Annotated in this window: 16 protein-coding genes and 1 pseudogene; 8 read left to right on the top strand and 9 right to left on the bottom strand. The window is 61.3% G+C overall.

The window, feature by feature from the left end; all coding sequences use genetic code 11:
• The first annotated feature begins 343 nt into the window (after positions 1–343).
• The 3 genes from ACFQZZ_RS33150 (at position 344) to ACFQZZ_RS33140 (ending at position 2,111) form a co-directional block, all read left to right on the top strand.
• On the top strand, positions 344–1,258 hold the full coding sequence (locus ACFQZZ_RS33150) for a D-alanyl-D-alanine carboxypeptidase family protein (RefSeq protein ID WP_378688798.1): 915 nt from the start codon (positions 344–346) through the stop codon (positions 1,256–1,258).
• Positions 1,259–1,435: 177 nt separating this feature from the next.
• A complete protein-coding gene (locus ACFQZZ_RS33145; RefSeq protein WP_378688797.1) occupies positions 1,436–1,699 on the top strand; it encodes a hypothetical protein in 264 nt (87 codons plus the stop codon).
• Between the two features lie 109 nt (positions 1,700–1,808).
• Complete coding sequence (locus ACFQZZ_RS33140) at positions 1,809–2,111, top strand: hypothetical protein (protein WP_378688795.1); 303 nt, start codon at positions 1,809–1,811, stop codon at positions 2,109–2,111.
• Positions 2,112–2,200: 89 nt separating this feature from the next.
• Here ACFQZZ_RS33140 and ACFQZZ_RS33135 read toward each other — a convergent pair whose 3' ends face one another.
• The 5 genes from ACFQZZ_RS33135 to ACFQZZ_RS33115 form a co-directional block, all read right to left on the bottom strand.
• Complete coding sequence (locus tag ACFQZZ_RS33135) at positions 2,201–2,713, bottom strand: TIR domain-containing protein (RefSeq protein WP_378688793.1); 513 nt, start codon at positions 2,711–2,713, stop codon at positions 2,201–2,203.
• Between the two features lie 56 nt (positions 2,714–2,769).
• Positions 2,770–3,585 (bottom strand): HIT family protein, encoded by an 816-nt coding sequence (locus tag ACFQZZ_RS33130; RefSeq protein WP_378688791.1) that lies wholly within the window; start codon positions 3,583–3,585, stop codon positions 2,770–2,772.
• Between the two features lie 105 nt (positions 3,586–3,690).
• Positions 3,691–4,143, bottom strand: coding sequence for a hypothetical protein (locus tag ACFQZZ_RS33125; RefSeq protein ID WP_378688788.1), 453 nt, complete (start codon positions 4,141–4,143; stop codon positions 3,691–3,693).
• Positions 4,144–4,900: 757 nt separating this feature from the next.
• The gene (locus ACFQZZ_RS33120) at positions 4,901–5,518 is read right to left on the bottom strand and encodes a 2'-5' RNA ligase family protein (RefSeq protein ID WP_378688785.1); all 618 of its coding nucleotides are present in this window, start codon (positions 5,516–5,518) and stop codon (positions 4,901–4,903) included.
• Positions 5,515–6,798: a hypothetical protein gene (locus ACFQZZ_RS33115; protein ID WP_378688782.1), complete on the bottom strand. Its 1,284-nt coding sequence runs from the start codon at positions 6,796–6,798 to the stop codon at positions 5,515–5,517. Before ACFQZZ_RS33115 ends, ACFQZZ_RS33120 begins: the two co-directional genes overlap by 4 nt.
• A 302-nt stretch (positions 6,799–7,100) precedes the next feature.
• Here ACFQZZ_RS33115 and ACFQZZ_RS33110 point away from each other — a divergent pair, with 302 nt between their 5' ends.
• Positions 7,101–7,319: a hypothetical protein gene (locus ACFQZZ_RS33110; RefSeq protein WP_378688780.1), complete on the top strand. Its 219-nt coding sequence runs from the start codon at positions 7,101–7,103 to the stop codon at positions 7,317–7,319.
• Between the two features lie 13 nt (positions 7,320–7,332).
• A complete protein-coding gene (locus ACFQZZ_RS33105) occupies positions 7,333–7,725 on the top strand; it encodes a hypothetical protein (protein WP_378688777.1) in 393 nt (130 codons plus the stop codon).
• A 133-nt stretch (positions 7,726–7,858) separates the two neighbouring features.
• Here the strand turns inward: ACFQZZ_RS33105 and ACFQZZ_RS33100 are convergent, their stop codons facing one another.
• From ACFQZZ_RS33100 to ACFQZZ_RS33085, 4 genes and pseudogenes are all read right to left on the bottom strand, one after another.
• The gene (locus ACFQZZ_RS33100; RefSeq protein ID WP_378688775.1) at positions 7,859–8,281 is read right to left on the bottom strand and encodes a hypothetical protein; all 423 of its coding nucleotides are present in this window, start codon (positions 8,279–8,281) and stop codon (positions 7,859–7,861) included.
• A 122-nt stretch (positions 8,282–8,403) separates the two neighbouring features.
• A complete protein-coding gene (locus ACFQZZ_RS33095; RefSeq protein WP_378688772.1) occupies positions 8,404–8,808 on the bottom strand; it encodes a hypothetical protein in 405 nt (134 codons plus the stop codon).
• Positions 8,809–9,464: 656 nt separating this feature from the next.
• Entirely contained in the window at positions 9,465–9,872 is a 408-nt protein-coding gene (locus ACFQZZ_RS33090; RefSeq protein ID WP_378688769.1) for a hypothetical protein, read from the bottom strand.
• Between the two features lie 93 nt (positions 9,873–9,965).
• Positions 9,966–10,112: pseudogene (locus tag ACFQZZ_RS33085) on the bottom strand (integrase core domain-containing protein); the annotation flags it as partial.
• A gap of 237 nt (positions 10,113–10,349) precedes the next feature.
• On the opposite strand from ACFQZZ_RS33085, the gene ACFQZZ_RS33080 reads away from it, so the two are divergent.
• The 3 genes from ACFQZZ_RS33080 to ACFQZZ_RS33070 all read left to right on the top strand — a co-directional run bounded on the left by ACFQZZ_RS33080 (position 10,350) and on the right by ACFQZZ_RS33070 (position 12,229).
• Positions 10,350–10,835 (top strand): hypothetical protein, encoded by a 486-nt coding sequence (locus tag ACFQZZ_RS33080; protein ID WP_378688766.1) that lies wholly within the window; start codon positions 10,350–10,352, stop codon positions 10,833–10,835.
• A gap of 285 nt (positions 10,836–11,120) precedes the next feature.
• Positions 11,121–11,552: a nitroreductase family deazaflavin-dependent oxidoreductase gene (locus ACFQZZ_RS33075; RefSeq protein WP_378688763.1), complete on the top strand. Its 432-nt coding sequence runs from the start codon at positions 11,121–11,123 to the stop codon at positions 11,550–11,552.
• A 74-nt stretch (positions 11,553–11,626) separates the two neighbouring features.
• Entirely contained in the window at positions 11,627–12,229 is a 603-nt protein-coding gene (locus ACFQZZ_RS33070) for a carboxylesterase family protein (protein ID WP_378688760.1), read from the top strand.
• Positions 12,230–12,488: the final 259 nt, after the last annotated feature.

The raw sequence follows: 12,488 nt of genomic DNA, 5'->3' as shown, positions 1-12,488 counted from the left end.
CCGGGTACCTGGACCTGATCCTGGCCGGGATCGGGCCCTGGCACCAGTGTTAAGTAGCCGACTACGGGGCATCGCAACCCACGAATGGTGGGTCTTGTCGAACTCGGTCGCAGGCACCTGACGGCAAGAGACCGGTGAAATCCTCGTTGCCGGCCAATGGCGAGGTAGCGCCGATCTTGTCTGCGGAGCGGCACAGCCATGCCGCTGAGCGAGCGGTCGCACGCGAGAAGCGTCGGACTCAGAGCATCCTGGATTAGCCGATTGCATGCTGTCGCCGGAGCGGCGCAATAATTCGGCCGGTGAAATCCCACTGGTTGACGGGGTTGCACGGCAGAATGCGGCCATGCAGACATTTGCCCGATTGTTGCAGGCTGCCTTCGCCGGGGCGCTGGTCGTGGTAGCCGGTCATGGCGTCGCGGCCGCCCCCGCCGCGAGCGACGCCCATATTCATTTGCCCTGGTTGACTCCTGAGCCGGGCGCGGTGCAGGCGTCAGGAGCAGCGCTGGCAGACGGAATCACCGGCACGGTGCTGTGGTCGCGACAGCCGAACACCCCGGTCCCGATAGCCAGCATCGCGAAGGTGATGACGGCACTGGTCGTGATCAACGTCGGCGACCTCGACCGGACCATTACCGTGCCGCAAGAAGTCATCGCCTACGGCACCAAGTACGACGGAAGCAACGCAGGCTTGGTCCCCGGCGAGGTGCTTACCGCGCGACAGCTCCTATACGCGCTGATGCTGCCGTCCGGCTGCGACGCCGCCTATACCCTTGCCGAGGCCTACGGGCCCGGCCAAGACGGCTTCATCGCCAAAATGAACGACACCGCGCATCAAATGGGCCTGGCGGGAACACATTTCACCGATCCCAGCGGGCTGCCCGCCCCCACCGACCACTCCACCTACTCCACACCGACGGACCTGGTGGCCCTCGGCCTGCGCGCGATGAGCCAGCCAGTGTTCCGCGACATCGCCAGGTCGCAGAGCTATCACCTGCCCGCCGGCCCGGGCAACCGCGCTCACCTCTGGCAGACCACGAACTTGCTGCTACGCGACTATCCCGGCACTATCGGCATCAAAACCGGATACACCGACGCTGCGGGAACCTGCCTGCTGTTCGAGACGGTCAGAGCAGGAATACCGCTGATCGGTGTGGTCCTGCACAGCTCACCCGACAGCGACGTCGCCGCAAAGGAGGACGCCGAGCGCATGTTGAACTGGGCCTATGACCCGATCCTGAGCGCGCTGCCGATCGGCTAGCGCCGAATGCGGCAGGCTGCCTGCGGATCCCGGTGCGCACCAGGACGATCCGTGGCCGCCAGACGACCGTGTCCGCCACCCGTCAACCGCCCGCCACCTGGCTACAGCCAGCGCATGTAGGCACACATGCCGCGATCGGGGTGGTGAATAGCTCGCCGATCGCGGTCATCGTGTGGCATGGGTACCTCGACCGATATCGATGTCGCCTTCGCTGGTGACGATCTCGTGCTGCGGCTAGCCTGCGCGGCCTACCCCGCCCACTACACCGGCAGCTCCCGCATCCACTGCACCTCGGATTTGCGCCTGCACTTCCAGTGGTGTGCCGAGCGTCAGCTCGCGCCGATGGCGGCGCTCCGGTCGGAGGTGGAGTGGGACGTGCGGTGGATGCGCCTACGCGAATCCCTCTGTAACTTTCCGCCCTTTGTCGAGGCTGGTTCGTGAGCTAGGACCAGATCTGGGAGGTAGCGAATCTGGTGCTGATCAGCAGGTTTGTAGGGATCCGAGTGACGGGATGTTGCACCGGCCGGACCGAAAGCTTCAGCCAGACGAGGTGATCGAGCTGGTGAAGCAGTACCGGCATGGGGCGCCAATGCTGAAGCTGGGCAAACAGTATGGACTGCATCGGAACACGGTGGAGGCTCACCTACGACGAGCTGGTGTGGTGAAGCGGCCGATGGTGAAGATGACGCCGCAATTAGTGGAGCGGGCGACGAAGCTGTATGTGGAGGAGCTATGGACGACAGCGCAGATCGGCAAGAAGCTCAGTGTGGATGCGAGCACGGTTGCGAAGGCGTTGAAGCGTCGTGGAGTGAGGATGCGACCAGCTGTGGCAAAGCGTGGGGACGCTACCTGACTGCGCTTAAGAAAACCCATTGCCAGGTAGCGTTCACGTGTAAGCATCGAGGACTCCGACGCTCAGCAGCAAGCGGCGCCCGCGGTCTTCTAGGGGCGCCCCTGACTTAGCGCTGCGGCTTCGATCCACTTGCCGAGCCTTTCTGCCCCACCATCGTGGTTCCATTTGTAGACCGGATATTCTGAGGGCAGTGGATTCATCCCCAAACTATCCGTTTCTTTTCGTTGATTCTGAATACCTGATATATGGACTCCGACGAGAGCCTTCCCCAGAGCGATACTCTGCTCAATCTCGTATTTGACCCATGGCCGATTGGCGGTCTCAGCCCCGATCAACACAACCGTCACAGAGGTGCCGAAAAGCTGCTTATCGATCCACGCCTGTATTCCGCCCGGCGTCGTACGTTTTATGCTTTCCCACTCCGCCTTGTCGCTGAAGAATGGATTCTTATCGTATCCACGCACAACATTCGAGTTGCGAACTGGCCCCACTCTCCACGAGTCGCGCTGGAAGTGAAAACTGAAGAAGACTTTCCGAGCCACTCCATCTCCTTGGTTGTGTTGCTTTGACCAACAGTCATCTGCAATCGTGCGCACGCTCACAGAGAGACCATGTCACCACAGCCAGGTGTACAGGCCTGCGATCGCCAATCCCGCAATCACAAGGGCAAATAAACCGGAGCGACCGACCAGGACTTCCAGTCCTGAATATCGGGCCAATAGTTGCTTCGGTTGCTGGCTGTTCCCACAAGCGTCGGATTCATCGAAAAGGCCGGAATAGGACCTCCCCCGGCTACTTTGTCATACAGCTTTCGGAACGCGCGCTCCTGTTTTAGGTAGTTCGCGTCCAAAAGCGCAAATACTGCGACGGCGACTACACCGATTATGGCTATAAGAGGAGCATTCTTAGTGATCGCGTAACCATAGGTTGCCGTTACAATTGGCAACAACCAAGCCTTAGCCGAAGATGAAGCCTGTGCCATGCGTGTCACGACTGCCTGAATGAAACCTAGGTGCTGCCGACGATCTTCTGGGGACGGTGTTGAGTTGCCCTCTCCCACAGCAGACCGAATCTGCCGCGCAGCCTCACTCAACGTGACATCAGTCTCTTCCGTACCCGGAGGCCAGATCGCCGGCATTCGATCGTTGTACCACCGCGGGACGAGATGTACATGAACGTGGCCAATCGTCTGCGTAGCGGCATGGCCATTTGACTGAATGATGTTGAGCCCATCGGGCGACAATCCATCACGAATCGCCCTTGCTACCTTCATCGTGGCGATGGAGAGCGGAAGAAGTTCGTCATCTCTCAGCCCCCACGCCTCCGGCACGTGCCGAACTGGCACCACCAAAGTATGGCCATGGGTTGCGGGCTCAAGCGGGAAGAATGCTACGACGTTCGCGTCGCGGTATATTTCGCGAACGTTGGGGTCTTCCCCGCCGACAATCGCACAGAATGAACATGCGGAGCTCATCAGGATTCTACCAATTCTATCGCGCCGACTTTCAGATCATAGTTCTAATAGATAGTGAGCAGTCTCCGAAGCTAACCAACCAGTGCGGCAGTTCTTTAATCCGAATCAGACATCCGCGAAGCGCTTGCGACCCTGGCCAAAGTTATACTCGTCCCGAACTGAACGGTAGGACGAGGAACCTTTGCCGAATGAATATATCCGCTCAGCTTTGGTTCGCGTCGGATGAATAGCGGCACCGATCAACCTATTTTGGTCCGCTACTTTTTCGATGACTTTGTAGAGACCTAGGTATTCCTGTCCCGCAAAGTTGCCCGTATCACCAGTCTCAATCGGACAGATTGAAACTCGCTCTGAACCTTTCTTTCCATCAAAATAGCCCAGCTCCCATGGCATCCATTTAGATGCGGAGGATGCGCGGGATGTCGCGAACATCAGCGATTTGGAGTGGTTCATTCGATGCCGCAGTCGACCAGCCGTCGCCTCCGATACTTTCGAGCGATCCAGCTCTGGGTCATCGATCCAATCCACGTATACCGTCAAGCCCAGTTTGTGCAGCATATTTCGCAGTCCAATGATCAAAACAGCATCACGAAAGCTGTGACTCAGGAATATATCAAAATCTCTAAACCGATCAGCTTTAGATTCACGCGATAATTCCACCCCGGCAGCACTCGCCGTAAGTCCCCCAGCTTCCCGGCGCAAATCACTGCCGTGTAGTACTCCGCCACGTCCAGTACACCTTTCACCGTATTTGAAACACAGAATCAGCGGTCAATAAGGTTGAGCTCTCCCACGGTCAAGCTAATCTATGCCCGTAGGCGACTCCCACCGGCAAGACTCAATGGCCTCCCCTAAGCCCAAGACTACGCCCACGGAATGACACCGATGGGATTCCGCCTATCCCGATGTCTCGCCCACAGCCACACCGAAGTTTGCGGGGTTCATCCCCAGCTGGGGATGAACCCCGCAAACTTCGGTGTTATCGCATGCTTGTTCGTCCGCAGCCTGTGGAGTAGTCCTAAACCTCTGTGCATAGGTCTAATTTTGTGATTTAAGACACAAATGGCTCCCCTTGCCTGCTACATACAGCAGTATGCCGTGGCGTTGCCGTGAGTATGCGGCGCTCCCTCGCTGAGGTGTCGGGCCAGCACGTACTGCGCGCTAGCGGATTCATGCTCAACCGGGGCAGCAGCATCTCCCGCATACGGACGACTAAAGCAGGTTTCCTGGCCGATTGCCGCGCCGCATCTGACACCCTCATGTCATCAGAATGGCACGGAATGCTCTGCGGCAGTAGAGCGCTCTACCACACTTTTCAGCGCGCCAACGGAATCCGCACAGCAACATCCCACGAATACGAAAATTCTCGGCGTTCGAGCGCAACCATGACCGCCTCCACCACTGTGACCTCGACGCCGCCGCTCGTCGGATCTATTCGCTCGACCGTTGCAGCGGCTTTCGCCGCAAGTCCCTCGTACATCGGGTAGGCGATGGTCACGTGGGGCAAAGACGACGAGTCCTTCACGGGTGCGTCAGGGAGGACAGACAGCGTCGCCGCGCGCAGAGCATCGCGCAAGGTATGCACATGCTTTTCGGGCGAGGCGATGAACCCAATTGCGCCACGTAAGTTGGTGATTCGCTCCATGGTCATAGTGAAGGTAGCCAGATCCTGGCAGGTACGCCGCGCGGCTGTGGCAATCAACTTCAGTTGCTCCGGCGTACTTGCGCCGTCGTGAGCGATCCGATCCAGCGTGAGATGGAGGCCATCCATGGGAGTCAGATCGAAGTACGCCGTGTCTATCGTCTGTTGGCAGGATTTGGTGAGTGCGTGGAGATCAGGCGCGTGCTCGAAGATCAGGAACCAGTAGTGACCAAGCGGGCCGACCTGACCTCTACGCGGTTGCAGGCGCGGACGAGTCGTGTTGCGCGTCATCGCACTTCACGGCTGCTCGCCAGTACTTCCTGCACTGTCCGCAGTTGCGACGTGGTGCCCCACCTGGCAGTCGCATCCCGCAGAAACTCCGAACCCCGGCGTTGGACTTGCAGCATGAGCCTTCCTCGTGACGGGTTGAGCGCTTCGAGCATGATAGCCACCGCAGCGTCGGGGTCCGCGTCGTCGCTCAGGACGTGTGAACGTGCCACATCGATCATCACCAGCGAACGACCCCACGGAGAATTCGCGTCACTCATTTCGCACAAGGCAAGGTTTGCGTACCGCTCGACGCTGTCCGGCATCGCCAACGAGAGATATGCGGTGGCGGCATTACCAGCCACCTGCGCCGAACTGTAGCTATCGAGGGAGATGCTGGAAGGAACCCCGGCTGGCGTGCCGTTACGCGACAGCATCTCGTACGTCTCATCAACGGCACGATGCACACCCTGGACATCGCCGAGCGTGCCCCTGGCTCGCGCAACGCCGTTGATCGCCAGACGAACGTTCTGCGGTCCTGCTACTGCACGAGCGAGACCGTCCTCTGCGTAAATCAGTGCCTTGTCATACTGTCCCGCATAGTATTCACAGAAGCTCTGCATGCCGCGAGCCCACGCGATGAGATTGTTGTTCTGGGCATAGTCACCGAGTTGGAAGGATTCCCGGCAATAGGCCCGAGCAAGTGGAAAGTTGCCGCAGCCAACGGCGATGTAACCCAGCAGTCCCGATGTCTTACTGGCGATCTCGAACAGGGGGCTGCGCTGCGCCGGGTGACCGCATTCGTCAATGAGTTCGTCGAGCCACCCGCGTTGTTTCTTGAGGGTTGGAATCAGTTCGGACGGATCGAGCTTTTCGTACTGGGCGATGCTCAGATTCGTGCTGCTTTGCAACTGTTCAATCACATCGGGATCGACTGACCTGCTCAGCCTTTGGACACGGCTGAGCACAGTGATCAACTCGTCGGTGACTCCTTGATCGGGAGGTGCCGTTGCTTCAGCTTCGTCGCTCGCGAAGTTCGCGGGAGTTGCTGCGACAGTTTCTATCTGGACCGACCGACCGCTGCCCGGCGCGCGGTGCCGATCTCGCCACGCCCCTTCGCCTTCCGCCACGATTTGCTCGAACCTGGCCCGATCATCCGACGATGCGTGCAACTGATAGGTCGTATCCAGGATGGCCTGAGTGCTCGAGCGCGGGGTGACAGTGCTTAGTCCATTGCGCCAGTTCGTGATCGTGGTGGTCTCGACACCCAGTAAGGCGGCGAACTCACGGATCGACTTGCGCATTGCTTCCTGCAATGCGGCCGCTTCAAAGCCAGTCCATTCCCGCCCTCGTACCATCGCCTCTACCTACGTTTTGAACGCCTGATCTGGGCAAACACCTACGGTACGCCTACCGTACCCCACCACTGCGCGGGTCCGCCCGAAACCGCTTGTGGGCCAAGGTCAAAAGCGGCACCCGGTACCGGGCCGACGCCTGGCCCCCCGTCCGGCGCACCAGCCGCCAGAGTGGCTGGCCGGTGGCGAAAGCCCCCGGTACCGGGTACCTCCGCCCCTTTTGCCCTGATCTATCCGGAGGTTTCCATCCAATGGCTACCACGCGTTCGCTTGCCATGTACCAGCTCATCGCCATGACGCAGCAAGAAGCACACCAGCCGCCATCGGTGCCGTTCACCGTCGAACAGGCACACTTGGTGATGCAGTTCCATGTTGCCTGCCGGGCCACTTGCTGCCCCCGGAAAGCCGCAGCCCAGAACGCACTGATCGAGGCCGGATGCATGGTTCTCAGTGCCACGAAGCCGCGGTGAATGGTGGATCGCCGTGCCCACATGGCTGTCACTACTCCTGGCGGGCCTGGCTGGGATGGGGGTGATCGGGCTACTGGCTGCGGTGATGCTGCTGGCCGCCCGTTCCCCCGACGATCAGGGCAGATCGAGCGTTGCCACGCCGGCGCCGGGCAACCATCCCACATTCCCGGCTGCATCGTCGCTGGCGCAGTCGGCAGCGCCCAATGGGGAAGTCTCGCAAAGCATCTGGCCCACGTCATGGACCCACAATGCTCCGGGACAGCCGTTCACGGTAGCTGACGCACACCGCGAAATGCAGGTGCACCGCAATTGCCGACTCGATGGCTGCGCCCGCAAAGCTGCGGCGTTCAGCGTGCTGGTCGAGGCCGGACGGGTGACGCCAGATTCGTCGCGGCAGCAGTACTGATCCCCGTATCGCTGCGTGCCCATCCAACTAGCCAGCTTCTGCCACACACGAAGGGGCCGAACTCTCGATGAGCGATACCGATCCAATCAGTCCCGAGCCAAATGAGAAGCGAACGGATCCGAGCAGACCGATGTCAAAGCGGCATCGCGACGTAGCCGACCGCACCTTCGTGTACGCGGATGGGCCGCTGGCTGAAGCGTTGTGTGATGCGCACTTGTTGGAACTGACGATCACGAGGGCGAGACAGCTCCGCGATAGTCACCGAAACCACCGTCCTGATGACTGCTTCGTATATCTTCAAGCGGCGATGAAGCTGCTCGAACTTTGAATAGCGCTCCGCGTACAGCGAGATCGGACCGTGTCGCCCAGTGGCGACGGTGTCCTGGTGTCTACGCCGGACTACAACATCGACAGGCTCGATGTCATCGTCGAGGTCAAGATGATGGGTGCAGATGCCACTCGAAGCTGCGGTGCTGCTAACTAGCGCAGGCTGCGAAATGAAATCTACTGCGGGAACAGATGCCCAGGACAGCGCCTCTGAAACCAAGAAGCCCACGGCTTACGCCGTAGGACGGCCACGCGGCCGCACCCGGGGTTCGACGGTCGGTGGCCCTATCGCGGGGCCCGGACAGGACCCCGCGACCAGCCACCAACTTCGCTGCCTCGACCCCGCACCCGTCAGGCGGCGTCCAGAGCCGCAGCGATCTTGCGCGCCATCACAGCCACCGCAGGACTGGGCTCACCCTTGCCGGGCCCGGTGGCGGCTTCGACAGCGACCAGGACCGTGTCACGGAAGTTGTCGACCTCGCCCGGACACCGCTCACCGAGCACACCCATCGCCGCGGTCAAGCTCGGCAACACCCGGTCGGCGAGCTCAGCGACGGACTTGCCTTGCAGATGGATGTCTCTGGACTTCGCCGCGAGCACATGCCCGACCAGCCCCGTCGCCGAAGTCAGCACGATCGAGGCGTGCGTGACGGCCTTGTGTGGCGCACCAGCGGCAGCCAACAACGACACCGCACCATAGGCAGCGGTACGCAGGATGCTCTTGTCCTGGTCGGTCAAAGCGATGGTGATGGACATGTCGTGTACTCCTCGAAATCGGTTAAGGGCATCGACCCGAACCGTGTCGGTACCGGTCGCTGTGCTCGATGTACACACAGTCACCGAGCCGACTGACACCGACCTGACACACACCTGACACCCCCACTGACACCACGATCAGCCATCAACACGCCAGCCAACCCGCTGACGATCACACAACCCGAGACCGCTGTGGCTCAGAACGTCCTATGCCGCTGTGCGCGCGGACACTTATTGCCCAGCTGTCGAGGGAGATCAAGGTGGTCTTCACCCGACTCGCACAGTTCGCCCGCCGAGAGACCGAGCACGGTGAGCGGCCCGGAAGCCTGCCCACCGTGCCCACATTCTGCCCACAATTGCCCACGAATCGGCGTGATCGAGCGTGATTCGGCGTGACGTACTTCCGCTGGTAGAGCGGGGTTTCAGTCTCCGACCACCCGTGCGGAACGGGTTCGGTTCCCGGCAGCTCCACTGACACGAAGGACCGGTCCTCAGGACCGGGCCTTCGTCGTTTCCGATGTCAGGGGGCGGAGCCGAGCCAGAGGGTGTTGGGGAGGATTTGGCCATCACCGCCGCAGAGGATCTCGCCCCAACCGCAGCCGATTCGATCGGCTGGTCGTGAATACACGCAACCCCAAGTCGGTTTGATTGAGGGGTTAGTTGCAGTAGTACCCGTTCACATACGCCGGGGCGTTCGATACGTCACCGGTGGTCGTAATGAACTCGATACGCTTACCGTCGGGCCCTTCGAGCGCCATCAGGTTTTTGCCGCAGTCGTATACGGCGATCGCCCCGTTACGTTCGGCGATCCGCCAATAGCCTTTCATCGTGATACCTTGCGCGGCGGCACTATCGGAGGCGGTGCAGTTGCCTCGGCCCACCACGTAGACGGTGTCACCGTCGGAGTAGCCCAGGGGCCGCACCACTACGGCCGTGTCGCATACGTAGATGGGGATGTCGACAGGCGGGTTCCCGCCCTGACTGCCCTCTGCGGGGTCGCACGCGGTGAGAAGTGCTGCGGCAGTGAGTGCCCCGAGAACAGCCAGTACCCGCGTGATGCTCATATGTGGTTGTCCTCCCGTACCGCCCGTGATGGGCGGCGTGTATCAAGATCGTTCAACTATGGGGGTGAACCGTCCCGACTTTCCGCCCAGCTTTCATGGTTGAGTCATCACCGGCTGGGATGGCTGTTGTCGAGCGTAGGCGACTTCGTATTCGGCGGGTGGGATGTGCCCGAGCAGGCCGTGCAGCCGCCGATTGTTGTACCAGTCGACCCATTCCATCGTCGCGTACTCGACGTCATCGAGCGCCCGTAACGGCCGGTGAGAAACGGGCTGTCACGGACAATGGCTTCGGTCTTGAACAGCCCTATTGTGGACTCGGCCAGTGCGTTGTCGTATGCATCGCCGACGCTGCCGATCGAGGCCGAGATGCCTTCGGTGACAAGTGTTTCCGCGAAGGCTATTGCAGTAGATTGCGACCCGGCGTCGCTGTGGTGTATCAACCTGACAGATTGTGGTTACAGTCCCGACAAGACGGACATGAGTCTGAAAAGCGGCCCTGTTCAACAGTTCTCGATCCGAGCCGGTGCCGTCGCCATGGCCACCGCCGATACATTGGTCGGGTTCACCGGCCCCGCCAACTCCACCCGCACCGACCCAGCCGTCCAGTTCACCCCGACCCCTACACGGATTCCGGGTGATAACTGCGCTGCGATCATCAACGCCGAGACCGTGCCACAGGCACAGTCCGGTCAGTTCGGCGTCTGGGTGAAGATCACCCAGACCGGGCAGCTCTGCTGGCCCTACCGTGTCGCGGTGCGCTGGCGGAACCTCGATTCCGGGTACAGCGACGGACAAGTCGCACCGCGTCGACGGAATGGCGTCATCAACGCACCGGACGGCGTGATCACCGGCATGGGTATGGCGCCGGGAACCGGCAATGTAGAGGCTTGGATCGACACGACCTACGAGGACCATCGGGAGATGGAGCACATCGCGGGCCGTGTGACGCTCGCTCTCGGCTGAGACCGGCGCCGGGGCAGCGCGCTCGGTGACTGCGTGAATCCGTTCGAGCTGCCTCGGTGGCGATACGGGGATGGGCGGCAAGCTCACTCATCCCGTCCGGCACCGGCCACAACAGTGTCGCCGTGGCCCAGGCGGTCGCGTTCGCCGCACTACAGCACCTGCCTCACTGACTGATATACGAAAGCGGACCGAGCCCGGATCCCGCCGACGGGAGGTTTTGGTGTTCGAAACGCCCTGCGATACCGAGCCCTTCACGCAGTCGCGTTCCGGTGTAGATTCCGCAGCATGCCCAGTGATGCCCAGCTGAAGATCCAGAACGCCATCCACCGTGCCCTGCTGAAAGTAAGCGGCGGGAAGCTGGGCAAAACCATCGTGGGGATGCCGACCCTCGAGCTCACCACGATCGGTCGCAAAACCGGTGAGCCGCGAAAGGTCATGCTGACCGCGCCGGTCATCGACGGCGAAACGATCGTGATCGTGGCCTCGCGCGGCGGCGACCCCACCCACCCCGCGTGGTTTCTGAATCTGCGTGACAATCCTGATGTCGAGGTGTCGCTGCAGAGTGGTCCCCGGCGACCGATGGCGGCTCGCGTGGCCACCGCGGAAGAACGCGCGGCGTTGTGGCCCCAGGTCGTCGCGGCGTACGAGGGCTACGCCGGTTATCAGCGCAAGACCACCCGTGAGATCCCGCTTGTGCTGTTGACGCCGAATCGGTGAGATGACATACGCTCCCGGTCATCGCGGCTGGAATCCTCACCGGCTTCGCTGGCATGCGGCGATCTGATTGCGGGTTGGCGACGAAACCGCCGATCCAGACGCCGGCGATCGCGGCGACCGGGCCTGCGACTGTTGAAATCACCGGAACCAGTTCAAGACTCATCTGCGGTGCGGCCCTGGATACATCCAGGCGAAACGCGAAGGCTGGCTCGGCGAATGTCTGGTCACCTGACCTCGGTCCCGCCGGGCTGCCGGTGATGGTGTGGATCCATGGGGGCAAGTACCTGGAGGGCACCTCCAGTAACCCGCACCACGACGGTGCGACTCTCGCCGGGGCCGGTGTGGTGACGGTCAGCATGAACTATCGCACCGGTGCGGAAGGCTTCGCCCACATCGCCGGGGCCCCGAACAACCGCGGCATTCTCGACCAAGCCGCCGCGTTGCAGTGGGTACAGGACAACGTCGCCGCGTTCGGCGGCGATCCGGGCAAGGTCACCGTGTTCGGCCAGTCCGCCGGCGCGGGTTGCATAGCGGCGCTGCTTACTATGCCGTTGGCCGCTGGGCTGTTTCGTCGTGCGATAGCCCAGAGCGTCCCGGGCACCTACTTCTCCACAAAACTCGCCGCCGCGATCTCGGCGACAATCGCCGCACCCACCACATGCGCACCGACTGGCTGAACTTCGCGAAGACATTGCCGAGCTGCCTCGTACGCGGGTGGGGGCTGGTGCGTTGTTCGTCGACATACGCCTGGTCGATATCGCTGGCGGCCCGCATGAGCAACGCCGGATGGTCCGCGCCCGACTACCAGGGCCGCGCTCGGCCGCTCCAGCGACAGGCCCGAGCATCTCATGGTTCTGCCCTGCTGGGGCCGCACCGACACCGACCTGAGGTTTTCGGCCGACAACGGCACCACTTCGCGATACGTTTGATGGTGCG

Origin of the sequence: Nocardia sp. GCM10030253, from assembly GCF_042675075.1 — a bacterium.
Classification (GTDB): domain Bacteria; phylum Actinomycetota; class Actinomycetes; order Mycobacteriales; family Mycobacteriaceae; genus Nocardia.
This window is presented reverse-complemented; position numbering and strand designations above follow the sequence as displayed.